At 71.2% G+C, this 25,837-nt stretch carries 24 protein-coding genes; 11 read left to right on the top strand and 13 right to left on the bottom strand.

Annotated elements, in window-relative coordinates; genetic code table 11:
• Window positions 1-78: 78 nt before the first annotated feature.
• Window positions 79-1,467, top strand: a complete 1,389-nt coding sequence (locus A5680_RS02070; RefSeq protein ID WP_197499716.1) for an NAD(P)/FAD-dependent oxidoreductase — start codon at window positions 79-81, stop codon at window positions 1,465-1,467.
• Here the strand turns inward: A5680_RS02070 and manA are convergent.
• The 4 genes from manA to A5680_RS02050 all read right to left on the bottom strand — a co-directional run bounded on the left by manA (window position 1,445) and on the right by A5680_RS02050 (window position 5,758).
• A complete protein-coding gene (gene manA, locus A5680_RS02065; RefSeq protein WP_067815584.1) occupies window positions 1,445-2,671 on the bottom strand; it encodes a mannose-6-phosphate isomerase, class I in 1,227 nt (408 codons plus the stop codon). The genes A5680_RS02070 and manA overlap by 23 nt on opposite strands.
• 8 nt (window positions 2,672-2,679) lie before the next feature.
• The gene (locus tag A5680_RS02060) at window positions 2,680-3,780 is read right to left on the bottom strand and encodes a hypothetical protein (RefSeq protein WP_055399102.1); all 1,101 of its coding nucleotides are present in this window, start codon (window positions 3,778-3,780) and stop codon (window positions 2,680-2,682) included.
• The gene (locus A5680_RS02055) at window positions 3,777-5,174 is read right to left on the bottom strand and encodes a phosphomannomutase/phosphoglucomutase (protein WP_067815581.1); all 1,398 of its coding nucleotides are present in this window, start codon (window positions 5,172-5,174) and stop codon (window positions 3,777-3,779) included. The genes A5680_RS02060 and A5680_RS02055 overlap by 4 nt, the downstream gene beginning before the upstream one ends.
• Window positions 5,175-5,296: 122 nt before the next feature.
• A complete protein-coding gene (locus A5680_RS02050) occupies window positions 5,297-5,758 on the bottom strand; it encodes a DUF3499 domain-containing protein (protein ID WP_082970233.1) in 462 nt (153 codons plus the stop codon).
• Between the two features lie 172 nt (window positions 5,759-5,930).
• On the opposite strand from A5680_RS02050, the gene A5680_RS02045 reads away from it, so the two are divergent.
• Window positions 5,931-6,353: a metallopeptidase family protein gene (locus A5680_RS02045; RefSeq protein WP_067815575.1), complete on the top strand. Its 423-nt coding sequence runs from the start codon at window positions 5,931-5,933 to the stop codon at window positions 6,351-6,353.
• Window positions 6,354-6,373: 20 nt separating this feature from the next.
• On the opposite strand, the gene A5680_RS02040 is transcribed toward A5680_RS02045, so the two are convergent.
• Window positions 6,374-6,712 carry a WhiB family transcriptional regulator gene (locus A5680_RS02040; protein WP_055399109.1) on the bottom strand — a complete coding sequence of 113 codons (339 nt, stop codon included), beginning with the start codon at window positions 6,710-6,712 and terminating at the stop codon, window positions 6,374-6,376.
• Between the two features lie 352 nt (window positions 6,713-7,064).
• On the opposite strand from A5680_RS02040, the gene cofD reads away from it, so the two are divergent.
• Genes cofD through A5680_RS02020 form a run of 4 tightly spaced genes read left to right on the top strand, consistent with a single transcriptional unit; the run spans window position 7,065 to window position 11,556 of the window.
• Window positions 7,065-8,066 carry a 2-phospho-L-lactate transferase gene (gene cofD / locus A5680_RS02035; RefSeq protein WP_055399111.1) on the top strand — a complete coding sequence of 334 codons (1,002 nt, stop codon included), beginning with the start codon at window positions 7,065-7,067 and terminating at the stop codon, window positions 8,064-8,066.
• Window positions 8,063-9,403: a coenzyme F420-0:L-glutamate ligase gene (locus A5680_RS02030; RefSeq protein ID WP_055399113.1), complete on the top strand. Its 1,341-nt coding sequence runs from the start codon at window positions 8,063-8,065 to the stop codon at window positions 9,401-9,403. The genes cofD and A5680_RS02030 overlap by 4 nt, the downstream gene beginning before the upstream one ends.
• Before the next feature lie 27 nt (window positions 9,404-9,430).
• Entirely contained in the window at window positions 9,431-11,014 is a 1,584-nt protein-coding gene (locus A5680_RS02025; protein ID WP_067815573.1) for a class I SAM-dependent methyltransferase, read from the top strand.
• Window positions 11,011-11,556: an NUDIX hydrolase gene (locus tag A5680_RS02020; RefSeq protein ID WP_067815570.1), complete on the top strand. Its 546-nt coding sequence runs from the start codon at window positions 11,011-11,013 to the stop codon at window positions 11,554-11,556. Before A5680_RS02025 ends, A5680_RS02020 begins: the two co-directional genes overlap by 4 nt.
• 54 nt (window positions 11,557-11,610) lie before the next feature.
• Here A5680_RS02020 and A5680_RS02015 read toward each other — a convergent pair whose 3' ends face one another.
• From A5680_RS02015 to rfbD, 3 genes are read right to left on the bottom strand one after another with little or no spacing between them, the layout of a single operon-like run.
• Window positions 11,611-12,690: a sugar phosphate nucleotidyltransferase gene (locus A5680_RS02015; RefSeq protein ID WP_055399119.1), complete on the bottom strand. Its 1,080-nt coding sequence runs from the start codon at window positions 12,688-12,690 to the stop codon at window positions 11,611-11,613.
• Window positions 12,683-13,591 (bottom strand): glycosyltransferase family 2 protein, encoded by a 909-nt coding sequence (locus A5680_RS02010; protein ID WP_055399121.1) that lies wholly within the window; start codon window positions 13,589-13,591, stop codon window positions 12,683-12,685. Before A5680_RS02010 ends, A5680_RS02015 begins: the two co-directional genes overlap by 8 nt.
• Window positions 13,584-14,468 (bottom strand): dTDP-4-dehydrorhamnose reductase, encoded by an 885-nt coding sequence (gene rfbD, locus A5680_RS02005; RefSeq protein WP_067815567.1) that lies wholly within the window; start codon window positions 14,466-14,468, stop codon window positions 13,584-13,586. Before rfbD ends, A5680_RS02010 begins: the two co-directional genes overlap by 8 nt.
• Window positions 14,469-14,567: 99 nt before the next feature.
• On the opposite strand from rfbD, the gene A5680_RS02000 reads away from it, so the two are divergent.
• From A5680_RS02000 to ctpC, 4 genes are all read left to right on the top strand, one after another.
• The gene (locus A5680_RS02000) at window positions 14,568-16,040 is read left to right on the top strand and encodes an LCP family protein (RefSeq protein WP_067815564.1); all 1,473 of its coding nucleotides are present in this window, start codon (window positions 14,568-14,570) and stop codon (window positions 16,038-16,040) included.
• Complete coding sequence (locus tag A5680_RS01995; RefSeq protein WP_197499715.1) at window positions 16,028-16,747, top strand: TIGR03089 family protein; 720 nt, start codon at window positions 16,028-16,030, stop codon at window positions 16,745-16,747. Before A5680_RS02000 ends, A5680_RS01995 begins: the two co-directional genes overlap by 13 nt.
• Window positions 16,748-16,835: 88 nt before the next feature.
• Window positions 16,836-17,117 carry a DUF1490 family protein gene (locus tag A5680_RS01990; protein WP_055399127.1) on the top strand — a complete coding sequence of 94 codons (282 nt, stop codon included), beginning with the start codon at window positions 16,836-16,838 and terminating at the stop codon, window positions 17,115-17,117.
• 12 nt (window positions 17,118-17,129) lie between these two features.
• A complete protein-coding gene (gene ctpC / locus A5680_RS01985; RefSeq protein WP_067815561.1) occupies window positions 17,130-19,307 on the top strand; it encodes a manganese-exporting P-type ATPase CtpC in 2,178 nt (725 codons plus the stop codon).
• On the opposite strand, the gene A5680_RS01980 is transcribed toward ctpC, so the two are convergent.
• Window positions 19,304-19,960, bottom strand: a complete 657-nt coding sequence (locus A5680_RS01980) for a cation transporter (protein WP_067815557.1) — start codon at window positions 19,958-19,960, stop codon at window positions 19,304-19,306. The genes ctpC and A5680_RS01980 overlap by 4 nt on opposite strands.
• A 140-nt stretch (window positions 19,961-20,100) precedes the next feature.
• On the opposite strand from A5680_RS01980, the gene A5680_RS01975 reads away from it, so the two are divergent.
• The gene (locus A5680_RS01975) at window positions 20,101-21,294 is read left to right on the top strand and encodes a CoA transferase (RefSeq protein WP_067815555.1); all 1,194 of its coding nucleotides are present in this window, start codon (window positions 20,101-20,103) and stop codon (window positions 21,292-21,294) included.
• A 4-nt stretch (window positions 21,295-21,298) separates the two neighbouring features.
• On the opposite strand, the gene A5680_RS01970 is transcribed toward A5680_RS01975, so the two are convergent.
• From A5680_RS01970 to A5680_RS01955, 4 genes are all read right to left on the bottom strand, one after another.
• Window positions 21,299-21,739 carry a response regulator gene (locus A5680_RS01970; protein ID WP_055399136.1) on the bottom strand — a complete coding sequence of 147 codons (441 nt, stop codon included), beginning with the start codon at window positions 21,737-21,739 and terminating at the stop codon, window positions 21,299-21,301.
• On the bottom strand, window positions 21,736-23,262 hold the full coding sequence (locus tag A5680_RS01965) for a CHASE3 domain-containing protein (protein ID WP_369808478.1): 1,527 nt from the start codon (window positions 23,260-23,262) through the stop codon (window positions 21,736-21,738). Before A5680_RS01965 ends, A5680_RS01970 begins: the two co-directional genes overlap by 4 nt.
• Window positions 23,263-23,333: 71 nt before the next feature.
• Window positions 23,334-24,524, bottom strand: a complete 1,191-nt coding sequence (locus A5680_RS01960; RefSeq protein ID WP_055399139.1) for a PP2C family protein-serine/threonine phosphatase — start codon at window positions 24,522-24,524, stop codon at window positions 23,334-23,336.
• Window positions 24,525-24,662: 138 nt separating this feature from the next.
• Window positions 24,663-25,832, bottom strand: coding sequence for an acyl-CoA dehydrogenase (locus A5680_RS01955; RefSeq protein WP_067815552.1), 1,170 nt, complete (start codon window positions 25,830-25,832; stop codon window positions 24,663-24,665).
• Between the last annotated feature and the right edge of the window lie 5 nt (window positions 25,833-25,837).

Below are 25,837 nucleotides of genomic sequence, written 5' to 3'. Positions count from 1 at the left end.
TGGGACCCATTGGTCCGTCACAGTACTGGGTACTCTGCCGAGATGCCGGACACCAAAGCAAACACCAGGGACCACGCGGTGGTCATCGGAGCGAGCATCGCCGGCCTGTGCGCCGCGCGGGTGCTCTCGGACTCCTATGCCCGTGTCACCGTCTACGAACGCGACGAGCTGCCGAGCACGCCGTCGAACCGCGCGACCGTCCCCCAGGACCGGCACCTGCACATGCTGATGGCCCGTGGCGCAATGGAGTTCGAGAGCCTGTTCCCCGGCCTGCTGGAAGACATGGTCGCCGCCGGCGTGCCCATGCTGGAGAACCGGCCGGATTGCATCCACCTCGGCGCCGCCGGGCACGTGCTCGGGACCGGGCACACCCTGCGCGACGAATTCACCGCTTACGTGCCCAGCCGCCCGCACCTGGAGTGGCAGTTGCGCAAACGGGTCCAGGACACCGCCAACGTCACCATCGCGCGGCGCTCGGTGGCCGAACCGCGGTTCGACCCGGTGCGTCAGCGGGTGACCGGGGTGCTGCTGGATCCGGCGGGCGACGGCGGCGGGGAGCCGGAATTCGTTGCCGCGGACCTCGTCGTCGACGCGGCCGGCCGGGGCACGCGGCTGCCGGTGTGGTTGACCCAGTGGGGCTACGAGCGCCCGACGGAGGAAGTCCTCGACATCGGCATCTACTACGCCACCCAGCAGTTCCGCATCCCCGACGGCCTGATCGCGGAGAAGGTGGTGGTCGCCGGCGCCTCGCACGACAAGTCGCTGGGGCTGGGCATGCTGTGCTACGAGGACGGCACCTGGGTGCTGACCACCTTCGGGGTGGCGAATGTCAAACCGCCGCAAACCTTTCCCGAGATGCTGGAGCTGGCCGAGGAGCTGGTGCCGGCGCACGTGAACGCGGCGCTCAAGCAGGCCGACCCCATCGGCGAGCCGGCATTCCACGCCTTCCCGGCCAGCAAGTGGCGGCGCTACGACAAGCTGGACCGCCTACCCGCCGGCATCCTTCCGTTCGGAGACGCCGTGGCCAGTTTCAACCCCACCTTCGGACAGGGCATGACGATGACCTCGCTGCAGGCAGGGCATCTGCGCCGCGCGTTGCAGCTGCCCGACGACGAGGTGGCCGCCGCGCTGAGCCGGGCGACGGCCAAGAGCACGTTCCCGGTCTGGACGATGAACGCCATCGGCGACGTCACCTTCCACCACGCCGAGCCGAAGCAGCCCGCCCCGTGGTGGTGGCGGCCCTCCGGCGCGCTGTTCGACCAGTTCCTGGGGGCCGCGGAGACCGATCCCGTTCTGGCGGAATGGTTTTTGCGGCGGTTCTCGCTGCTGGACAGCCTTTACATGGTTCCGCCGCCGCGCATCGTCGGGCGGACCATCGCGCACAACATGCGGCTGTGGCTGGACGAGCGCCGTCAGGCGGTCCGTGGCGACCGCGGGCGCAATCCTACAGCCCTACGGTCGCCCTGAACAACTTCGTGGGCTCGCGCGCGACCAGCCGGATCGGGGCGTCGTCGGCAGCCACCCACGCGGCCATCCCCCGCTGCAGCGTCAGCGATCCGGACTTGCCGTGCACGGTCGTGCAGCCCTCGGTGCACAGCAGGATCTGCGGGCCCTCGTGGCTGCACGACGCGTCGACCTCGTGACCCAGATACTCACCGTCGAGCTCCAGCAGCGCGACGGCGAACTCGTCGGCCGGGGTCTCGTAGATCAGGCCGAAACCCTCGCGGCGCATCGGGGCCCGCACCTGTTCCTCGGTGGTGGGCGTGAAGTTCAGCACCCGCAACAACTCGGGGACGTCGACGTGCTTGGGGGTCAGGCCGCCGCGTAACACGTTGTCCGAGTTGGCCATCACCTCCAGCGCGAAGCCGCGCAGGTAGGTGTGCAGGCTGCCCGCCGACACGAAGATCGCCTCGCCCGGGGCCAGCGTGATGCGGTTCAGCAGCAGCGCCGCCAGCACGCCGGCGTCGCCGGGGTAGCGCTCCCCCAGCTCCAGCACCGTCTTCACCTCGCCGGCGAATTCCGTTGCCCCGGAGCTGATGTACTGGATGGCACCGTCCAGCACGGCGGGCACCAGCACGTCGATGTCGGGCTGCGGCGCGGTGATCCAGGTGGTGAACAGCGCGCGCAGGCCGTCGGCGTCGGATTGGTCGTTGAGCAGGTCGATGAACGGGTCGAGGTCGGAGACGGCCAGCGCCCGCAGCAGCGCGATGGTGCGCGAGGCCTGGCGGAATCCGGCGAGCGCCTCGAACGGCTGCAGCGCCACCAGCAGTTCGGGTTTGTGCGACGTGTCGCGGTAGTTGCGCACCGGGGAGGTCAGCGGGATGCCCAGCCGCTCCTCCCGCAGGTAACCCTCGGCGGCCTGCGCCGCGCTCGGGTGGGCCTGCAGCGACAGCGGCTCGTCGGCCGCGAGCACCTTGACCAGGAACGGCAGCACGTCACCGAACCGGGCCCGCGCGCCGGGACCGAGCTGGCCCTCCGGGTCGGCGACCAGGGCGTCGAGCAAAGATATCTCGCCCGCGTCCGTTTCCAGCCAGGCCGGGTCGCCGGGGTGGGCGCCGAACCAGAGCTCGGCCTCGGGATGGGCGGCCGGTACCGAACGCCCGGTGAATTCGGCTATGGCGGTACGCGATCCCCAGGCGTACGTACGCAACGCCCCGCGAAGCAGTTCCACTGTTCTATCTATCCCCGCGCCAGGCGCGCGTAAACCGCGGCCATCTCCAGTCGAACGGCCAATACTGCCAGTTGCTGCTCGGCGCTGATGGCACCGCCCAACTTCGGCGCAACCGTCGAGCCGGCCGAGCCGCCGGGTCCGTCGGGCACGTCCTCGGCGGCCAGCAGGTACACGTCGTCGAGCCCGGCCGTCCGGGCGGCCACCACCGTCTGTTCGGCGGACAGGGTGAGGGCCAGCACCAGCAGCCGCTGGGGCAGCGGCCCGTCGATCTGTTCGTCGTGGAAGATCGCGTCGGCGGGATCCGGCAGGCCGCCGGGCCCCCCGGCGCGCAGCGCGACGACGGCGTCCGCCAGCCCGCTGGCGGCGACCACCTGATGGGCCACCCGCAGCAGCACCGAGCTGCCGTGCCGGGCCAGCGCCAGCGTGGCGGCGCAGTCGCCGGTCAACGCGACCTGCCGGCCGGCCAGGCGCGCGGCGATGGTCTTGGCCGGGTTGGTGAACAGCTCGCGGGCCGCGCTGTTGCGCAGCGCCTCGGCGTCCAGCTCGTCGGCCAGCGCCCGCAGGTCGATGCTGGGTCGCTGGTCCACCGCCTGCACGACGGCCAGGCCGGCGGCCAGGTAGCGGCACAACCCGAACTCGTCGGGGATCGGGAGCCGCGGGGCCAGCACCGCCGCCCGCCCCGCCGTGGAATCCCGCAGCGGGCCCTCGTACGGCGCGGCGACGACGACGCGCGCCCCGCGGCGCGCCCCGGTGGCGGCCGCGCTGACCAGCGCGGGATCGCCGGGGTCGTCGCCCGCGACCACCAGCACGTCGAGCGGGCCGATCCACGGCGGCACCTCGGCGGTCAGCGCGATCGGCTCGGAGGCGGCACCGGCCACCGTCGCGGCCACCATGGCGCCGGCGGCCTCGGCGGCCCCGCGGCCGGCGACCCAGATCAGGCTGCGCGGCCGGTCGTCGGACCGCAGCGGGTCCAGCGCGCCCTCGTCGACGGCGGCGGCGACGGCGCGCACCTGCGCCCCGGCCGACGAGGCCGAGCGCAGCAGGCCGTCCCGGTCGGCGGCGAGCAGGCCCTCGGTGTCCTCGAGATCGATCGCCCGCACGGCGTTCACGTCGCGGCCTCCGCGGGGGCGGACTGGCCGCGGATCTCGGCGCTGACCTCGGCGACCACCGCGTCGACGTCCTCGGTGCTGCGCGCCTCCACGTTGAGCCGCAGCAGCGGCTCGGTGTTGGAGCTGCGCAGGTTGAACCAGCTGCCGTCGCCGAGGTCTACGGTCACCCCGTCCACGTGGTCTATGGAGTGGATGCGGCTGCCGAAGCACTTGAGCACCGCCTCGGTGCACAGCGCGGCGTCGGACACCGTGAAGTTGATCTCGCCGGACGATTCGTAGCGCTGGTAGTCGGCGGTCAACTCCGACAACGGCCGGTCCTGCTCGCCGAGGGCGGCCAGCACGTACAGCGCCGCCAGCATCCCGGAGTCCGCGCCCCAGAAGTCACGGAAGTAATAGTGCGCCGAGTGTTCCCCGCCGAAGATGGCGCCGGTGTCGGCCATCATCGCCTTGATATAGGAGTGCCCGACGCGGGAGCGCAGCGGCGTGCCCCCGCGCTCGGTCACCAACTCCGGCACCGCCCGCGAGGTGATGACGTTGTGGATGATGGTGGCGCCGATCTCCCGGCCCAGTTCCCGCGCGGCCACCAGGCTGGTGACCGTCGACGGCGACACCGGGCGGCCGAGTTCGTCGACGACGAAGCAGCGGTCGGCGTCGCCGTCGAAGGCCAGCCCGATGTCGGCGCCGGTCTCGCGGACGTAGGCCTGCAGGTCCACCAGGTTGGCCCGATCCAGCGGGTTGGCCTCGTGATTGGGAAACGAGCCGTCGAGCTCGAAGTACAACGGCAGCAGGGTGATCGAGTCGATCGCGCCGAGCACGGCGGGCGCGGTGAGACCGGCCATGCCGTTGCCGGCGTCCACGGCGACCCGCAGGGGCCGCAGCCCCGAGGTGTTCACCAGCGAGCGCAGGAACGCGCCGTAGTCGTCGAGCACGTCGCGGTCGGTGACGGTTCCGGGTTGTCCGTCGTAGGGCTCGACCCCGGCGATGACGTCCTCGCTGATCGCGCGCAGGCCGCTCTCGGCGCCGACCGGCTTGGCGGCGGCGCGGCAAAGCTTGATGCCGTTGTAGGCCGCCGGGTTGTGGCTCGCGGTGAACATCGCGCCCGGGCAGTCCAGCGACCCCGAGGCGAAGTAGAGCTGATCCGTGGAGGACAGGCCGATCCGCACCACGTCCAGGCCCTGGCCCAGGACCCCGGCCGCGAAGGCCTCGGCCAGCGCCGGCGAACTGTCCCGCATGTCGTGGCCGATCACCACCCGCCCAGCACCCTCGCCGCGCATCAGCTTGGCGAAGGCCGCCCCCAACGCGGTGACCAGAGGCTCGTCGATCTCCTCGCCGACCAGCCCTCGCACGTCGTACGCCTTGACGACACGATGCACAGTCGCGGCGAGCCGAGACATGCGGGGGCCTCCTGACGCCTTGGAATTGCTTCGTTCCTTCGCCTCTTGGCCGTCAGCCTATCGGCCCGGAGGAAACACGGGACCGCAGTGGTGCGCGGGGATTGCCCGCGACGCCGGAACGGCTAGTCACTGGGGTCGGGCAACACCCGCAGATGCCCGCGGCGCCGGCCGGAACGATGCTCGGGCGGCGCCAGCACACTGCTGCTGGGCGCGGTGGCCTGCGACCCGCCGTGATGGACGAGCGGATCGCCGAAGCCGTCAAATCCGTTGCGGGGCGCGCCGGTGCCGTAGGCCGCGCCGCGCTCGCCGGGAGCGCCCTCGCGCACCGCGTCGGCGAGGGCGACCAGGTCGTCCTCATCGGGATGGGTCGGCTCGGTGAAGAGCGGGCCGGCGTGGCGCACGAGATCCCACCCGCGGGGAGCGGTGATCCGGCCGGCGTGGCCGACGCACAGGTCCCACGAATGCGGTTCCCGCGCGGTCGCGAGTGGGCCGACCACCGCCGTCGAGTCCGAGTAGACGAACGTCAAGGTCGCCACGGCGTAGTGCGGACACCCGGGCCGACAACAGCGACGGGGAACGTTCACGCCGAAAGGCTATCGTGCGCAAACGTCCGGGAAGCGCCGGACACGCGCAACGCCTCGGCGCCCGATGTGCAACCGTTACCATCGGCCCGTGGGCGATTCGCGCAGCTCCCCGCACAGGGGCCGGTCTCCGGGCCGGTTCGCCTCCCACCGGTCGTCGCGGCGGGGCCGCGATGTGCGCGGTCCGCTGCTGCCGCCGACGGTGCCGGGCTGGCGCAGCCGGGCCGAGCGGTTCGACATGGCGGTGCTCGAGGCCTACGAACCGATCGAACGACATTGGCAGGCCCGGCTGGCCGAGATGGACGTGGCGGTCGACGAGATTCCCCGCATCGCGGCCAAGGATCCCGACAGCGTGCAGTGGCCGCCGGAGGTGATCGCCGACGGGCCGATCCCGCTGGCGCGATTGATCCCGGCCGGCGTCGACGTCCGCGGCAACGCCACGCGGGCACGAATTGTCTTGTTCCGCAAGCCGATTGAACGACGGGCCAAGGACACCGTCGAGCTCGGTGATTTACTGCACGAAATCTTGGTGGCCCAGGTGGCCATCTACCTCGATGTCGAACCGTCGGTCATCGACCCGACGATCGACGACGAATAAACTCCGGCGGCGCGGGCGCGCTAGATGATGCCGCGCTTGAGGCGCCGACGCTCGCGCTCGGAGAGACCGCCCCAAATGCCGAAGCGCTCGTCGTGCTCCAGGGCGTACTCCAGGCACTCATGACGCACCTCGCACCCCAGGCAGATCTTCTTGGCCTCGCGGGTGGATCCGCCCTTCTCCGGGAAGAAGGCCTCGGGATCCGTTTGGGCGCACAGCGCCCGGTCCTGCCACTGGTCCGCAACGGGCATCGGCATCGGCTCGGGCTCGAATGCGACTGGCGCATCAGGAACCACGGTCAGGTGCGGCCGCGCGGGCAGGGCCGGCGCCGAAGCGATGGGGGTGTGCGGCGTGCTCGCCATGACTCCTCGAAGATGTTCGTAAGACATACGGTCGTCCGCCTCCTCAGTTTGATTGAGAGAGTGAGTGGTTCCCACTTTTCTGATGTGTACAGACAATTCGAACAAGTGATCGAATCTCGGTCTGCGACACCGGAACCGGCCGGCCAACCGGGAAATGACACTGTTGTGATTAGACACGGGTTGACCTGCCGGGTCAAGCATTACGGCGCATTTCCATACCATCTCGTGACCGAATTACGGCGTTTCCGTTGTTTTGCGCATTCGGCGTGTCGATCACACCGCCCGCAACTATGCTTAAGGGCCGCGTAACGGCCCCGACACCGCACGGTCGCCGGGCAGTACTGTCGTCCAAGTGAAGGTCACCGTTCTGGTCGGTGGGGTTGGCGGCGCCCGCTTCCTGCTGGGGGTTCAACAGCTGCTCGGGCTCGGTCAGTTCGAAACGCAACGGCACCCGGATGCGGGAACCAGCAACCACGAACTCAACGCCATCGTCAACATCGGCGACGACGCCTGGATTCATGGACTGCGGGTCTGCCCGGATTTGGACACCTGCATGTACACCTTAGGTGGAGGCGTAGACCCGGAGCGAGGGTGGGGTCACCGCGACGAAACCTGGCACGCCAAAGAGGAATTGGCGCGCTACGGCGTGCAACCGGACTGGTTCGGTCTCGGCGACCGGGATATCGCCACCCACCTGGTGCGCACCCAGATGCTCAACGCCGGCTACCCGCTGTCACAGATCACCACGGCGCTGTGCGACCGCTGGCAACCCGGCGCCCGTCTGCTGCCGGCCAGCGACGACCGCTGCGAGACCCACGTGGTGATCACCGATCCCGACGACGGCAACCGGCGGGCCATCCACTTCCAGGAGTGGTGGGTGCGCTACCGCGCCGACGTGCCCACCCACAGCTTCGCCTTCATCGGCGCCGAAAAGGCCTCCGCCACAAGTGAAGCGGTGGCGGCCATCGCCGACGCCGACGTCATCCTGCTGGCGCCGTCCAATCCGGTGGTGAGCGTCGGCGCCATCCTGGCCGTCCCCGGCATCCGCTCCGCGCTGCGCTCGGCGCGCGCCCCGGTCGTCGGCTACTCGCCGATCATCGGTGGAAAGCCATTGCGCGGCATGGCCGATGCGTGCCTGTCGGTCATCGGGGTCCCATCCACCGCGGAGGCGGTCGGCCGGCACTACGGCGCGCGCCGCGGCACCGGAATCCTCGATTGCTGGCTGGTGCACGAAGGCGATCACGCCGACATCGACGGCGTGGCGGTGACCGCCGTTCCGCTGTTGATGACCGATCCCAAGGCGACGGCCGAGATGGTCGCCGCGGGGCTCGAGCTTGCGGGCGTGACGGCGTGACCGAACACGGCACGGCCGCGGCGATCGAAATCCTGCCCGTCGCGGGGCTGCCCGAATTCCGGCCCGGCGACGACCTGAGCGCGGCGTTGGCCGCGGCCGCCCCCTGGCTGCGCGACGGCGACGTCGTGGTGGTGACGAGCAAGGTGGTGTCCAAGTGCGAGGGCCGGCTGGTGCCGGCGCCGCAGGACGCCGAGGAGCGCGACCAACTCCGCCGCAAACTGGTCGACGACGAGGCGGTGCGGGTGTTGGCGCGCAAGGGGCGCACCCTGATCACCGAGAACCGCATCGGCCTGATCCAGGCCGCCGCGGGCGTGGACGGATCCAACGTGGGCCGCGACGAACTGGCGCTGCTGCCGCTCGACCCGGACGGCAGCGCCGCGGCCCTGCGCGCCGGGCTGGCCCGGCTGCTCGGCGTCGACGTCGCCGTCGTCATCACCGACACCATGGGCCGCGCCTGGCGCAACGGCCAGATCGACGCGGCGGTGGGATCGTCCGGTCTGGCTGTGCTGCACGGCTATTCGGGGTCCGTCGACCGGCACGGCAACGAGCTGGTGGTCACCGAGATCGCGGTCGCCGACGAGGTGGCGGCGGCGGCCGATCTGGTGAAGGGGAAATTGACCGCCATGCCGGTGGCCGTGGTGCGCGGCCTCACGGTGAGCGACGACGGCTCGACCGCGCGGCAGCTGCTGCGGCCCGGCGAGGAGGACCTGTTCTGGCTGGGCACCGCCGAGGCCATCGACCTGGGCCGGCGGCAGGCCCAGCTGTTGCGCCGATCGGTGCGCCGGTTCAGCGCCGAGCCGGTGGCGCCCGAGCTGATCGAAGCCGCCGTCGCCGAGGCCCTCACCGCCCCGGCCCCGCACCACACCCGCCCGGTCCGGTTCGTCTGGCTGCGGGCTCGCGACGCCCGGATCCGGTTGCTGGACCGCATGAAAGACAAGTGGCGCGCCGACCTTTCCGGTGACGGCCGGCCCGCCGACTCGGTGGAGCGCCGGGTGGCGCGCGGCCAGATCCTTTACGACGCACCCGAGGTCGTCATCCCGATGCTGGTCCCCGACGGCGCGCACTCCTATCCCGACGCCGCCCGCACCGAGGCCGAGCACACCATGTTCACCGTCGCGGTCGGGGCGGCCGTGCAGGCGCTGCTGGTCGCGCTGGCAGTGCGGGGGGTGGGCAGCTGCTGGATCGGCTCGACGATCTTCGCCGCCGACCTGGTGCGCGCCGAGCTCGAATTGCCCGCCGACTGGGAGCCGTTGGGCGCCATCGCGATCGGCTACCCGGAGGAAACCGCCGGGCCGCGCGACGCGGTGGACCCCGGGGATTTGCTGATCCGCAAGTGAGCGGCGTCCGTCGGCGATAATCGGCCCATGAGATTCGCGGGCAAGCCGGCGGCGTCCGCCGACAAGGTCCGCGGCGGCTACTACACGCCCGCGCCGGTGGCCCGGTTCCTGGCCCGCTGGGTCGGCGAAGCCGGCCCGCGCATCGTGGAACCCTCCTGCGGCGACGGCGCGATCCTGCGCGAGCTGGCCGCCCTCGGCGGCGGGGCGCGCGGCGTCGAGCTGGTGCCCGCAGAGGCGGCCAAGGCGTGCCGATTCGCCCCCGTCGACGCCGCGAACCTGTTCGCCTGGCTCCCCGCGGCCGAGCCGGGCGGCTGGGACGGGGTCGCGGGGAATCCGCCCTACATCCGGTTCGGCAACTGGGCGCCCGAGCAGCGCGACCCCGCGCTGGAACTGATGAGGCGCGCGGGTTTGCGGCCGACCCGGCTGACCAACGCGTGGGTCCCCTTCGTGGTGGCGAGCTCGATCCTGGTGCGCGAGGGCGGCCGGGTGGGGCTGGTGCTGCCCGCCGAGTTGCTCCAGGTCTCTTACGCCGCGCAGCTGCGCGAGTTCCTGCTGGGCCGCTTCGCCGACATCACGCTGGTCACGTTCGAGCGCCTGATCTTCGACGGCATCCTGCAGGAGGTCGTGCTGTTCTGCGGGGTCGCCGGCGCCGGGCCGGCGCGCATCCGCACGGTCCACCTCGCCGGCGCCGACGCGCTCGCGGACGCGGACTTCGACGTCGAGGCGGCTCCCGCGTTGTTGCACGAAAACGAGAAGTGGACCAAGTACTTCCTGGACCCGGCCGCGATCCGGCTGCTGCGCACGCTCAAGCGATCGCCGGCCCTGACCCGGCTCGGGTCGGTCGCCGCGGTGGACGTGGGCATCGTGACGGGCCGCAACAGCTTCTTCACCTTCACCGACGCGCAGGCCCGCGAACTCGGGCTGCTCCCCCACTGCGTCCCGCTCGTGTCGCGCAGCGCGCAGCTGTCCGGACTGGTCTACGACACCGATTGCCGGGCAGGCGATGTCGCGGCCGGGCGACGGACCTGGCTGCTCGACGCGCCGCGCGAGCCGGACGACCCCGCGCTGATCGCACACATCCGGGCCGGTGAGTCCGCCGGCGTGCACCGGGGCTACAAATGCTCGATCCGCAAGCCGTGGTGGACCACGCCGTCGCCGTGGGTCCCGGATCTGTTCCTGCTGCGACAGATTCACCTGGCGCCGCGCCTGACCGTCAACGCCGCCGCCGCGACGAGCACCGACACCGTGCACCGGCTGCGCCTGAGCGCGGGCTCCGATTTCGAAGACGCGACCGCGCTGGCCGCCGTCTTCCACAACAGCGTGACGTTCGCCTTCGCCGAGATCATCGGCCGCAGCTACGGCGGGGGCATCCTGGAGCTCGAACCCCGCGAAGCCGAGCAGCTGCCCATTCCCCCACCGGCGCTCGCCGGCCCGGGCCTCGCCGGCGACGTCGATGTGTTGTTGAAGGCCAACGAGATCGAGAAGGCGCTCGACCTCGTCGACCGCCACGTGCTGATCGACGGGCTGGGGCTGCGGCCCGAGGCGGTGGCGGACTGCCGCGCGGCCTGGGCGTCGCTGCGGGATCGCCGGAAACGGCGGGGTTCCCGGTGAGCGTGCGGGAGTCGGTGATCGCGTTGCTGACCGATTGGCGGGCGCCCGACGCGGCCCAGGATTCGTTGCGGCACGCGGTGCTGGCCTTCGTGCTCGCCCGACCGGACGCCTGCCGGCGCGAGTGCGTGCCGGGCCACGTCACCGCCTCGGCGCTGGTGGTCGACCACACCGGCGACCGGGTGCTGCTCACCTTGCACCCGCGGGTGGGCCGCTGGGTGCAGCTGGGCGGCCACTGCGACGAAGACGACGGCGACATCGTCGCCGCCGCGCTGCGGGAGGCCACCGAGGAGTCCGGCGTCACCGGTCTGCGCATCGAGCCCGAGCTGGCCGCCATCCACGTGCACCCGGTCACCTGTTCACTGGGCGTACCCACCCGGCACCTGGACCTGCAGTTCGTGGCCCACGCACCGCCCGGCGCGCGGATCGCGATCAGCGACGAATCCGACGATTTGCGGTGGTGGCCCGCCGACGCGCTGCCGGACGGCAGCGACCACGCGCTGGCGTACCTCGTCGCCCGCGCGACGGGCCGAGCGTCACGCTAGCGCGGCCGTCGGCGTCGAGCGCTACGCCAGCGTGACGTTCGAGAGGATGCGGCCTCACACGTCGGACGAGTAGCGGATCCCGCCGTCGGGAATCGAGACGCCGGGCCACACCCGGGCGCCGCGCAGCAGCTCGCAGCGCGCCCCGATGTCGGCGCCGTCGCCGATCACGCCGTCGCGGATCAGCGCCCGCGGCCCGATGCGCGCGCCGAAGCCGATGATCGAGCGCTCGATCACGCTGCCGGCCTCGACCTTGACGCCGTCGAAGATCACCGCGCCGTCCAGCCGGACGCCGGGGCCGATCTCGGCGCCCCGCCCGACGACGGTGCCGCCCACCAGCACCGCGCCCGGTGACACCGCGGCGCCGTCGTGCACCAGCTGCTCGCCGCGGTGGCCGTGCAGGGCCGGCGACGACACGATCCCCCGGACCAGGTCGGCCGAGCCCCGGACGAAGTCCTCCGGCGTGCCCATGTCGCGCCAGTAGCTGGCGTCGACGTAGCCGCACACCTTGACGTCCGGATCGGAGAGCAGGGCCGGGAACACCTCGCGTTCCACCGACACCTCGCGGCCCCGCGGGATCCGGTCGATGATGTCGCGGGCGAACACGTAGGTGCCGGCGTTGATCTGGTCGGTCGGCGGGTCCTGCGTCTTCTCCAGGAAGGCGGTGACCCGGCCGTCCTCGTCGGTGGTCACGCAGCCGAAGGCCCGCGGGTCGCCCACCCGCACCAGGTGCAACGTGACGTCGGCCTGCTGGGCCCGGTGGAACTCGATCATCTGGCCGAGGTCGGACCCGGCGAGGACGTCGCCGTTGAACACCATCACGGTGTCGTGCCGCAGGTGCCCGGCGACGTTGGCGATGCCGCCCCCGGTGCCCAGCGGCCGCTCCTCGGTGACGTATTCGATCTGCAGGCCCAGCTTGGACCCGTCGCCGAACTCGGCCTCGAACACCGCGGCCTGGTACGAGGTGCTCAGGATGACGTGCTCGATGCCCGCCGCGGCGATCCTCGACAGCAGATGGGTCAGAAACGGCAGCCCGGCCGTGGGCAGCATGGGCTTGGGCGCCGACAGCGTCAGCGGCCGCAGCCGGGTGCCCTTGCCGCCGACCAGGACCACGGCATCGACCTGGGGGTTAGCCATGTGAGCGCCGCCCTTCCGCCAGTTTGCGTCTCCGGTCGCGCAGCGCGCCGCGCACCATCAGGCGGGAGCGCAGCGCCAGCGAGGCCCGCAGCGTCCACCGCAGCGGCGCCCGCCACCAGCCCGAATGCCGGTCCGCCAGGAACAGGTAGGTGCTCTGGTGGTGTGCCGCCAGGTGGCTGGCCGGGTCGTGCCCGGTGGAGTGGCCCTTGTGGTGCAGCACCTCGGCCGACGGCACGTAGACGCTCAGCCAGCCGGCCCTGCCGAGCCGGTCACCCAGGTCGACGTCCTCCATATACATGAAGTAGCGCTCGTCGAACCCGCCGACCTGGCCGAAGGCCGACCGGCGCACCAGCAGGCACGAGCCCGACAGCCAGCCCACCACCCGCTCGCTGGGCTCCTGCCGTTCCTGGCGGTAGGCCGCCGTCCACGGGTTGCGCTTCCAGAACGGCCCGACGACCGCGTGCATGCCGCCGCGGACCAGGCTGGGCAGGTGGCGCGCCGACGGGTAAACCGAGCCGTCGGGATCGCGGATCAGCGGGCCCAGCGCGCCGGCCCGCGGCCAGCGGGCGGCGGCGTCCAGCAGGGCGTCGATGCTGCCCGGCCCCCACTGCACGTCCGGGTTGGCCACGATCACCCAGTCGGCGTCGACGTCCGCCGACTCGGCGAGCTGCGCGACCGCGCGGTTCACCGCGGTGCCGTAGCCGAGGTTGGCCCCGGTGTGGAACAGCCGCACGTTCGGGTACCGCTCGACGGCGGCCTGCGGGGTGCCGTCGGTGGAGCCGTTGTCGGCCATCAGCACGCACACCGGCCGCTCGGTGGCCAGCGACAGCGAGGCCAGGAAGCGCTCGAGGTGTGGGCCCGGTGAGTAGGTCACCGTCACGACCGGCAGAACGTCAGTCACGCGTAGAGGGTAACGGTCGAGCGGCCGCCAGCGCCGCGACAAGCGCAGGGCGCCAGGGCCTTAACGGTCGCAGCCCGGCCGCGGCGGACTGCCGGCCGGACAGCGCGGTGTAGGGCGGGCGCGGCGCCGGCCTGGGGAACTCCGCGGTGCTGACCGGCTGCACCCGCTCCGGGTCGGCGCCGCATTCGGCGAACACCGCGCGCGCCTGCTCGAAGCGGGACACCGCGCCCTCGTTGGCGGCGTGCAGGATGGGCCCGGGCACGTCGTCGTCGATGACCTGCAGCAGCGCGGCGGCCAGGTCGCCCACGTAGGTCGGTGACCCGATCTGGTCGGCGACCACCCGCACCGGGCCGTCACCAGCGGCCAGCCGGCGCATCACGGCGACGAAGTCCTTGCCGGTGCCGCCGGTGTAGACCCACGCGGTGCGCACCACGACCGCCTCGGGCAGCGCCGCCAGCACGGCCCGCTCGCCGGCGAGCTTGCTGCGGGCGTACACGCCCTGCGGGGCGGTCGGGTCGTCGGGCTCGTAGGGGCGCGGCTGCGCGCCGCCGAAGTCGCCGTTGAACACGTAGTCGGTGGAGACGTGGATCAACCGGGCGTCGGCGCCGGCGCAAGCCTTGGCCATGTGCTCGGGGCCCTCGGCGTTGACGGCGTAGGCGCCGGCCTCGTCGCTCTCGGCGCCGTCGACGTCGGTGTACGCCGCGCAGTTGATCACCACGTCGCCGCGCTCGATGATCCGCTCGGCGGCGGCCGGGTCGGTGATGTCCCACTCCGACGACGTCAGCGCCAGCACGTCCCGCTCCTGATCGGCCGCCAGCGCGCGCAAATGGGCGCCCAGCTGCCCACCGGCGCCGGCGATCACAATCCTGCTCGACATGGTTTGAGTCTGGCATGCCCGGGAAAGCGCGGGCGAACGCCCGGGGCGCGCGGGGCTTCGCTACCCACGAAGCACGTGTGCCGCAAGTAATCTAGTGGGATGCCTGTGCAACGTGTGGTTCGTGTGATTGCCACTGCGCTCACGCTCGTCGTCGTTCTCGGCACCGGGCTGGCGTGGAGCAACGTCCGCTCGTTCGAGGACGGCATCTTCCACATGTCCGCACCCTCGCTGGGCAAGGGCGGCGACGACGGCGCGATCGACATCCTGCTGGTGGGCCTCGACAGCCGCACCGACGCCCACGGCAACCCGCTGTCCGCCGACGAGCTGGCCTCGCTGCGGGTCGGCGACGAGGAGGCGACCAACACCGACACGATCATCCTGATCCGCATCCCCAACAACGGGAAGTCGGCGACCGCCATCTCGATCCCCCGCGACTCCTACGTCGCCGCGCCGGGCCTGGGCAAGACGAAGATCAACGGCGTCTACGGCCAGGCCCGCGAGGCCAAGCGCACCAGCCTGGTCAAGGCCGGCGACTCGGCCGCGGACGCCGCGGCACAAGGCACCGAGGCCGGCCGCGAGGCGCTGATCAAGACCGTCGCCGACCTCACCGGCGTCACCGTCGACCACTACGCCGAGATCGGCCTGCTCGGCTTCTCCCTGATCACCGACGCGCTGGGCGGCGTCGACGTCTGCCTCAAAGAGCCGGTGTTCGAACCGCTTTCGGGCGCCGACTTCCCGGCCGGCCAGCAGCGGCTCGACGGGCCGGAGGCGCTCAGCTTCGTCCGGCAGCGCCACGAGCTGCCGCGCGGCGACCTGGACCGGGTGGTGCGTCAGCAGGTGGTGATGGCCTCGCTGGCCCACCGCGTCATCTCCGGCAAGACGCTGTCCAGCCCCACCACGCTGAAGCGGCTGGAGGCGGCCGTGCAGCGCTCGGTGGTGATCTCGTCGGGCTGGGACGTGATGGACTTCGTCCAGCAGATGCAGAAGCTGGCCGGCGGCAACGTCGCGTTCGCCACCATCCCGGTGCTCGACGGCGCCGGCTGGAGCGACGACGGCATGCAAAGCGTGGTGCGGGTGGACCCGCACCAGGTCGCCGACTGGGTCAGCGGGCTGCTGCACGAGCAGGAGCAGGGCAAGACCGAGGAGATCGCCTACACCCCGGCCAAGACCACCGCCAGCGTGGTCAACGACACCGACATCAACGGGCTGGCGTCGGCGGTCTCACAGGTGTTGACCGCCAAGGGATTTGGCGCGGGCACGGTCGGCAACAACGACGGCGGCCACGTCAAGGGCAGCCAGGTGCGCGCCGCCAAGACCGACGACCTGGGCGCCCAGGAGGTGGCCAAGGAGCTGGGCGGGTTGCCGGTGGTCGCGGATCCGTCGCTGGCGCCGGGCTCGGTGCGGGTGGTGCTGGGCAACGACTACAGCGGGCCGGGCTCGGGGCTTTCCGGCACCGGCTCGGTGATGCCGGCCCGGGTGTCCAACGTCGGTTCGGTGGCGGCCGACCCGAACGTCCCGGCGCCGTCGCCGATCCTGACGGCCGGTTCCGACAAGCCCGAGTGCATCAACTGAGCACGCTCTCCGCCGCGATCCTCGACCCGATGCTGCGGGCCGACCCGGTGGGCCCGCGCATCACCTACTACGACGACGCGACCGGCGAGCGCATCGAGTTGTCGGCGGTGACGCTGGCCAACTGGGCCGCCAAGACCGGCAACCTGTTGCGCGACGAACTGGGCGCCGGGCCGGGCAGCCGGGTCGCTATCCTGCTGCCGGCGCACTGGCAGACCGCGGCCGTGCTGTTCGGGGTGTGGTGGGTCGGCGCCGAGGCGGTCCTCGGGGCGCACGGCCCGGCCGACGTCGCGCTGTGCACCGCCGACCGGCTGGACGAGGCGGACGAGCTGGGCGCCGCCGAGGTGGCGGTGCTGTCGCTGGATCCGTTCGGGCGCCCCGCCGGCGACCTGCCGATCGGCGTCACCGACTACGCCACGGCCGTGCGGGTGCACGGCGACCAGATCGTTCCCGAAAGCCGTCCCGGCCCCGCGCTCGAAGGGCGATCAGTCGACGAGGTGCTGGCCGATTGCGAAAGATCGGCTGCCGCAAGGGAATTGACCCCCCGCGACCGGGTGCTGTGCACCGCATCCTGGACGCGACCCGACGACCTGGTGGACGGCCTGCTGGCGATACTGGCCGCCGGCGGGTCGCTGGTACAGGTGGCCAACCCCGACGCGTCGGCGCTGGCGCGCCGGATCGAGACGGAGAAGGTCACCAAGACGCTGTAGCCGCCGATTCATATTGATATCGCTATATTTCAATGTTAACGTCGAGCGAGCATCAGCTGACGCGGCGACGATACGGAGGTCCGGGCAAATGGCGGGGTACGCGCTCTTGGCGAAGGCGGCATCGACGGTGGTCACCGGCCTGGTCGGCGTGACGGCCTACGAGGTGGTGCGCAAGGGGTTGGCCAAGGCGCCGCTGCACGAGACCGCGGTGTCGGCGGCGGAGCTGGGGCTGCGTGGAACCCGCAAGGCCGAGGAGGCCGCCGAGTCGGCGCGGCTGAAGCTCGCCGACGTGATGGCCGAAGCCCGCGAACGCATCGGCGAGGAAGCGCCCACACCGGCCGTCGCGGACGTCCACCAGCACGACCACTGATCTTTCGCGGACATGCCCGCCCATCTGGCCGTGGTGCCCGACATCGCCACGAATGACGCCGCGCTGCGGGTCATTTCGGACGCCGCCGGCCGCATGCGGGTCTCCGTCGAATGGCTGCGGGGCGATTCGCGCCGCGCGGTGGCCGTCGAGGAGGGGGTCGCCGCGCAGGACGGCGTGCGCGTGGTGCACGCCTACCCGCGCACCGGTTCCGTGGTCGTCTGGTATTCGCCCCGGCGCTGCGACCGCGCCGCGGTGCTGGCCGCGATCGGCTCCGCCGCCCACGTCGCGGCGGAGCTGATCCCGGCGCGCGCGCCGCATTCGTCGGAGATCCGCAACACCGACGTGTTGCGGATGGTCGTCGGCGGCGCGGCGCTGGCCCTGCTCGGCGTCCGGCGCTACGTGTTCGCCCGGCCGCCGCTGCTCGGCCCCAACGGCCGGGTGCTGGCCACCGGGGTCACGATCTTCACCGGCTACCCGTTCCTGCGCGGCGCCCTGCGCTCGCTGCGCTCGGGGCGCGCCGGCACCGACGCCCTGGTGTCGGCGGCGACGGTGGCGAGCCTGGTGCTGCGGGAGAACGTGGTGGCCCTGACCGTGCTCTGGCTGCTCAACATCGGCGAATACCTGCAGGACCTCACCCTGCGCCGCACCCGGCGGGCCATCTCGGAGCTGCTGCGCGGCAGCCAGGACACCGCGTGGGTCCGGCTGGCCGACGGCCAGGAGGTGCAGGTCCCCATCGACAGCGTGCAGATCGGCGACGAGGTGATCATCCACGACCACGTCGCGATACCGGTCGACGGCGAGGTGGTCGACGGCGACGCGATCGTGAACCAGTCCGCGATCACCGGCGAGAACCTGCCCGTTTCGGTGATGGTCGGCGCGCACGTGCACGCCGGATCGGTCGTGGTGCGCGGCCGGTTGGTGGTGCGCGCCCAGGCTGTCGGCAACCAGACCGCGATCGGGCGCATCATCGCCCGGGTGGAGGAGGCCCAACACGACCGGGCGCCCATCCAGACCGTCGGCGAAAACTTCTCCCGCCGTTTCGTTCCCACCTCGTTCGTCGTCTCGGCCCTGACCCTGGCGGTCACCGGCGACGTGCGCCGCGCGATGACGATGCTGCTGATCGCGTGCCCCTGCGCGGTGGGCCTGTCCACGCCGACGGCGATCAGCGCCGCGATCGGCAACGGCGCGCGCCGCGGCATCCTGATCAAGGGCGGATCCCACCTCGAACAGGCCGGCCGGGTGGACGCCATCGTGTTCGACAAGACCGGCACGCTGACCGTCGGCCGTCCGGTGGTCACCAACATCATTGCCCTGCACAAGGATTGGGAGCCCGAGGGGGTGCTGGCGTACGCGGCCAGCTCGGAGATCCACTCCCGCCATCCGCTGGCCGAGGCGGTGATCCGCTCGACCGAGGAGCGGCACATCACCATCCCGCCGCACGAGGAGTGCGAGGTGCTGGTGGGCCTGGGCATGCGCACCTGGGCCGACGGCCGCACCCTGCTGCTGGGCAGCCCCGGGCTGTTGCGCGCCGAGAAGGTGCGGGTGTCGAAGAAGGCGTCGGAGTGGGTGGACAAGCTGCGCCGGCAGGCCGAGACCCCGCTTCTGCTCGCCGTCGACGGCAAGCTGGTGGGGCTGATCAGCCTGCGCGACGAGGTGCGGCCCGAGGCCGTCGAGGTGCTGAAGCGCTTGCGGGACAGCGGAATTCGCAGGATCGTGATGCTCACCGGGGACCATCCCGACATCGCCCGGGTGGTCGCCGAGGAGCTGGGGATCGACGAGTGGCGCGCCGAGGTGATGCCCGAGGACAAGCTCGAGGTGGTGCGCTCGCTGCAGAACGACGGCCACGTGGTCGGCATGGTCGGCGACGGCATCAACGACGCGCCGGCCCTGGCGGCCGCCGACATCGGGATCGCCATGGGCCTGGCCGGAACCGACGTCGCCGTGGAGACCGCCGACGTGGCGCTGGCCAACGACGACCTGCATCGGCTGCTCGACGTGCGGGACCTGGGCGCTCGCGCGGTGGACGTCATCCGGGAGAACTACGGCATGTCGATCGCCGTCAACGCCGCCGGGCTGATCATCGGCGCGGGCGGCGCGCTGTCCCCCGTGCTGGCCGCGATCCTGCACAACGCGTCGTCGGTCGCGGTGGTGGCCAACAGTTCCCGACTGATTCGGTATCGGTTGGATTAGCAGCAGCACGCGTGGCCGCGCCAGGCGCGCACGCCCTGCCAGGCCGCGACGCCGGCGATGCCCAGCCCGACCGCCGGGTCGATCCACCACCCGCCGGACCACAGCGCCGTCGCCGCCAGCCCGACGAGCACCCCGGCCGCCTGCGCGGCGCACAGGTAGTTCTGGATCCCCTCGGCCTCGGTGGCGCCGGAGTCCAGCCGCGCGCCCAGCCGGCGGTTGGCCCGGCCCAGCATCGGCATCAGCAGCAACCCGGCGGCCGCGAGCGCGATGCCGATCGGCGACGCCTCGGGATGGCGCTCGCCGATCAGCTCGCGGATCGACTCGGCGGCGATGTAGGGGGCGGTCAGCCAGAACGACACCGCCACGCCGCGCTGCGCGTGCCGCTCGGCGTGGGCGGAGAAGGTCCGCGCGCCGCTGAACCGCCACACCACCATCGCGCTGGCCAGCGCCTCGGACACCCCGCCAAGGGCCCACCCGGTCAGCGCCACCGACCCCACGGCGAGGCCCTGCCACAGGCCGATGCCGCCCTCGACGAGCACCGCGACCAGGCTGACCCACGCCAGGCGCCGGGCCCAATCGGCATCGCGCCGCCACCCGGCGTCCCGCGTCGCGGCGACGGTGCATTCATCGGCGACGGCGGGGAACGTGGTCATCTGCGCGAGGCTAGCGGCGATCGGCCGCGCTCGCGCGCCCTGACACGAGGTGGTAACACAACCGTGTCAAAGGCCCCCTGAATCGGCTGCCGGCCGACACGGGTTACCTTTGCAGCGCACCACGGCACGGAAGGCCACCCATGGCAAACAGCACCCCCGCCAAGCCACTTGACGGATTCCGGGTACTCGATTTCACCCAGAACATCGCCGGGCCGCTGGCCGGGCAGGTGCTGGCCGACCTGGGCGCCGAGGTGATCAAGGTCGAGGCGCCGCTGGGCGAGGCGGCCCGGCAGATCACCGCGGTCCTGCCCGGGCGCCCGCCGCTGCCCACGCTGTTTCTGCCCCACAACCGGGGCAAGAAGTCGGTGGCGGTGGACCTCACCGACGACGAGGCCAAGCAGCAGATCCTGCGGCTGGTCGACACCGCCGACGTCGTCCTGGAGGGGTTTCGCCCCGGCGTGATGGAGCGCATGGGCCTGGGCCCCGACGACTTGCGGGCCCGCAACCCCCGCCTCATCTACGCGCGCCTGTCGGCCTACGGCGGCAACGGCCCGCACGGCAGCAGGCCCGGCGTCGATCTGATGGTCGCCTCGGAGTCGGGCATGTCCACCGGCATGCCGACGCCGACCGGCAAGCCGCAGATCATCCCGTTCCAGCTCGTCGACGCCGCCAGCGGTCACGTGCTGGCCCAGGCGGTGCTGGCCGCGCTGCTCAATCGCGAGCGCCACGGGGTGGCCGACGTGGTGCGAGTCGCCATGTACGACGTCGCGGTGAACCTGCAGGCCAGCCAGCTCACCATCCACCTGAACAAGCCCAACGCGGCGCCCAAGCCCGACGCCGCGCCAAAAGCCAAGAAGCGCAAGGGAGTTGGCTTCGCCACCCAACCGTCCGACGCGTTCAAGGCCGCCGACGGGTACCTGGTGATCAGCGCGTACGTGCCCAAGCACTGGGCGAAGCTGTGCCAGCTCATCGGCCGTCCCGACCTGCTGACCGACGAGCGGTTCATCGACCAGCGTTCGCGCGCAATGAATTACCCCGAGTTGACCGACGAGCTCGAGTCGGCGCTCGCCACCAAAACCGCCGCGGAATGGGTGGAGCTGCTCCAGGAAGGCGGCCTGATGGCCTGCCTGGCGTACACCTGGAAGCAGGTGGTCGACACCCCGCTGTTCGCCGAGAACGAGCTCGCGTTGCGGGTGGGCAGCGGCGACGACGCGATCACCGTGGTCCGCATGCCCGCGCGCTATTCGAGCTTCGACGCGGTGGTCACCGACCCCCCGCCCGCGCCGGGGCAGCACAACGACGAGTTCCTCGGCGCGCCCCAGGCCGCGCCGTAAGCCGTCACAGGCTGGGCAGGCGAACCACCTGGACGAAGAACTCGTCGATCTGCCGGACCGCCTTCATGAACTGGTCCAGGTCAACGGGTTTGGTGACATAGGCGTTGGCATGCAGCTTGTAGCTGCGCAGGATGTCCTCCTCGGCCGAGGACGTGGTGAGCACCACCACCGGGATGCGGGCCAGGTCCGGGTCCGACTTGATCTTCTCCAGCAGCTGGCGGCCGTCGTACTTGGGCAGGTTCAGGTCAAGCAGGATGAGGTCGGGCCGCGGCGCGTCCTCGAACTGGCCGCGTCGATAGAGGTAGTCGAGGCCCTCCTCGCCGTCGTGCGCGACGTGCAGCCGGTTCTTGAGCTTGTTGTGCTCGAACGCTTCTCGCGTGATGAGCTCGTCTCCCGGGTCGTCTTCGACGAGCAGGATGTCGATGGCTCTACCGTCGGATGTCACTGATGCGCTCCTTCCAAAGCGTCTGAGTCTGCTTGCTCGGCGACTGCGGGCATGGGGAGGGTGAACTCGAACCGGGTGCCGTCGGTGCGGGTGGTGTCGATCCGGATCGTGCCGCCATGGTGCTCGACGATCTTCTTGACCAGCGCGAGCCCGACGCCGGTCCCGGCGTACACGTCGCGGCCGTGCAGGCGCTGGAAGATGACGAAGACCTTGTCGGCGAATTCCTCGGGGATGCCGATGCCGTTGTCCGACACGCTGATCACCCATTCGCCGTCGCGACTGCCGGTGCCGGCTTCGCATTCGATCACGACGCGCGGCCGGCGATCCTTGTGCCGGAACTTCACCGCGTTGCCAATGAGGTTCTGCCACAACATGGTCAGCAGCATCGGGTCGCCCTTGATCTGCGGAAGACGCTCCGGGCGCACGATTTCGGCGTCCGACTCCTCGATCGCAGTGGCCAGATTGGCGATGCCGGAATCCAGCGTCGTGTCGAGTTCCACGTCGGCCTCCGTGGTGCCCAGCCGGCCCACGCGCGAGAAGGTGAGCAGATCGTTGATCAGCGCCTGCATCCGTTTGGCGCCGTCGACCGCGAAGCCGATGTATTCGATGCCGCGCTCGTCGAGCTGGTCGCCGTAGCGGCGCTCCAGCAGCTGGCAGAACGAGGCGACCTTGCGCAGCGGCTCCTGCAGGTCGTGCGACGCGACGTAGGCGAATTGCTCGAGTTCGGTGTTGGACCTTCGCAGTTCGGCGGCCTGCTCATCCAACTGCGCCTGGGCCGCACGCGATACGTCCAGTTCCTCGACCATCCGCTTGCGCATGTTCTCCACGTCGAGCGCCATGTCGCGAACGTCCTTGGGCCGCTTGGGCGGCGCGATGTTCTCCTCGAAATTGCCGTTGGTGATCCGCCGGCACGCCGCGGCCAGCGCCGCGAGCGGTCGCGCGACGGTGTCCCGGATCAAGAATCCCAGCAGGGCGGCGGTGACGAAGAACAACAGCACCATCGCGAAGAGCGCCCTGTCGCGCCACGCGTCGGTGCGTTTGAGGTCGCCGGCCGCGGCCGCCCGCGCCGCGGACAGGTTGGCATTCTGCTTGTCGAAAAGCGTTCGCAGATGGTCGAATTGGGCCTTACCGCGCTCCGCGGACGGTTTGTTCGTGACGTTCTTGCCGTTGGGGATCACGTCGGCGATCACCGGCTCGGCATAGCTTGCGCGCCAGTTGCCCGCGGCGTTCTCGATCGCGTCCAGGTCGCCGATGAGGTCGGGCCGCTGACCCAGCCGCCGCCGGATCTCTTCCGCCGCGGCCTGTTCGGCGTGCTGCCCGTCGTAGTACGGGGTCAGAAACTGCCGATCCCCGGCGATCAGATAGCCACGGATGCCCGTCTCCTGGTCGCGCAACGCGGCCTGCAGCTCGAAGGCCGCCACCCGCGCAGGCTGGATGTTGTCGACGAGCTGGTGCGTCATGTCGTCGGTGCGGTTCAGCAGCAGCGCACCGACGACCGCGCCGGCCAGCACCATCACACCCATGCTGATCAGCACGACGGCCTGCCACCCGCGCACGGTGAGCTCCGAGAGACGCAGGCCGCGCAACGTCGCGGTCACGCGGTGGTCCTTTCGATCCGCAGCACGGCGATGTCGTCGGTGAGCCCGCCGTGGGACTGGGCGAGCCCCTGGGCGCCGTCGATCAACGCGTCGACGAACTCCGGGCCGGGCTTGTCCGCGTGCGCCCGGGCCAGCTCGAGCAGGCCGTCCTCGCCGAGGCGTTGGTTGCCGCGTCCGGCATAGCCCTCGAACAGCCCGTCCGTCAGCAGCAGCAGGCCCTGCCCCGCCGGCAGGTCCATCTCGTAGCGGGGCCAGTCGTCGGCGCGCAGCCCCAGCGCCGGGCCCCCCGGCGGCTCCACCCATTCGACGGTCCCGTCGCGCTGCAACAGCATCGCCGGGTGGCCGGCACGGATGGCGGTGATGCGCGGGCCATCGGCCGGGATCTCCAGGCCGAGCACCGTCGCGAAAACCCCTGTGCCCGTTCGCTCGGAGTGCAGCACCCGCTCCAGCTGACGCATCAGTTCCACGCCGTGCACGCCGGCGAGGGTGAGCGCGCGAAATGCGATCCGCAGCGCCGCGCCGAGCGCGGCCTCGTGCGGCCCGTGGCCGGCGACGTCGCCGATCAGGACGTGGACCACCCGGTCGGGCGTCTGGACGACGTCGTAGAAGTCGCCACAGAGCAACGCATTCTCCCGGCTGGGCCGGTACCGGGCGACGATGTCGACCCCGGGGTGGTCCAGCAGCAGGGGCGAGGGCAGCAGGCCGCGTTCCAGCAACGCGTTCTCGCGGGCACGCAGCTGGGTCGCGTGTAGGTCGGCGGCGATTAGCTCCGCGCGCTTGCGCTCGATCGCGTACAGCAGCGCCCGGCGCAGCATCTCGGGCTCGACGCGGCCCTTGACCAGGTAGTCCTGCGCACCCGCCGCGACCGCGGAGGCTCCGAAGTACTCGTCGTTCAGCCCGGTCAGCACGACGATCGGGACGGTGGCATCGCGCTGCGCGATGCGGTCCAGCGCGTCGATGCCGTTGGCGTCGGGCAGGTGCAGGTCCAGCAGCACGCAGTCGGGGCGGGCGGACGCCAGCTCGCGCTCGGCGTGCGCCATCGACTGCGCCCACACCACCCGGATGTCGGCCAGCGCGTCGGCGATCAGTTCCTCCACCAGCAGGGCGTCGGCACGGTCATCCTCGACCAGCAGCAACGACAGGGACTGCCAACTCGCCGCCGGCGTCACGGGAGCGCCCGCGGGCATCAAATCCCGGTCACCCGTCGACGCGCAAAGGAAGTCGCGCTGTTCACTTCGACCCCCCTGGCTGCGGAACGACCCATCTGGACGACTCTACGGTGGCCGTACGGCCCGAGAGCGGTTAACCGCCGGAGATCCTATAGGTCAACGCAGCAACGCCCGCGACATGACCACCCGCTGAATCTGGTTGGTCCCCTCATAGATCTGGGTGATCTTCGCGTCGCGCATCATCCGCTCTACCGGGAAGTCGACCGTGTAGCCGGCGCCGCCGAAGAGCTGCACCGCGTCGGTGGTCACTTCCATGGCCACGTCGGAGGCCCAGCACTTGGACGCCGCGGAGATGAACCCGAGGTTGGATTCGCCGCGCTCGGCGCGGGCGGCCGCGTGGTACACCATCAGCCGGGCGGACTCGAGCTTCATGGCCATGTCGGCCAGCATGAACTGGACGCCCTGGTTGTCGCTGACCGGGCTGCCGAATTGCTTGCGGTCCTTGGTGTATGCGATGGCGGCGTCCAACGCACCCTGGGCGATGCCGACCGCCTGGGCGCCGATGGTCGGCCGGGTGTGGTCCAGCGTCGCCAGCGCGGTCTTGAAGCCGGTGCCCGGCTCGCCGATGATCCGGTCCCCCGGGATGCGGCAGTTCTCGAAGTACAGCTCGGTGGTGGGCGAACCCTTGATGCCGAGCTTGCGCTCCTTCGGGCCGACGGTGAACCCCTCGTCGTCGGCATGCACCATGAACGACGAGATGCCGTTGGCGCCCTTGTCCGGGTCGGTCACCGCCATGACCGTGTACCAGCTCGACTTGCCGCCGTTGGTGATCCAGCACTTGGCGCCGTTGAGGATCCAGTCGTCGCCGTCGGCCTTGGCCCGGGTCCGCATCGAGGCCGCGTCGCTGCCGGCCTCCCGCTCGCTCAGCGCGTAGGACGCCATCGCGGTGCCGTCGGCGATCGACGGCAACACCTGCTTCTTCAGCTCGTCGGAGCCGCGCAGGATCAGCCCCATGGTGCCCAGCTTGTTCACCGCGGGAATCAACGACGCCGACGCGTCGACGCGCGCGACCTCCTCGATCACGATGCACGCCGCCACCGAATCGGCGCCCTGGCCGCCGTACTCCTCCGGGACGTGCACAGCGTTGAAGCCCGACGCGTTCAGCGCCTCCAGCGCCTCGTCCGGGAAGCGCGAGTTCTCGTCCACATCGGCGGCGTGCGGGGCGATCTCCTTTTCCGCCAGCGCGCGGATCGCGGCCCGCAACTCGTTGTGCTCCTCGGGCAACTGGAACAGATCAAACGTGGGGTCTCCGGCCCAACCAGCCATCCTGG

This window comes from Mycobacterium sp. E2989 (assembly GCF_001667595.1).
Taxonomy (GTDB): Bacteria; Actinomycetota; Actinomycetes; order Mycobacteriales; family Mycobacteriaceae; genus Mycobacterium.
This window is presented reverse-complemented; position numbering and strand designations above follow the sequence as displayed.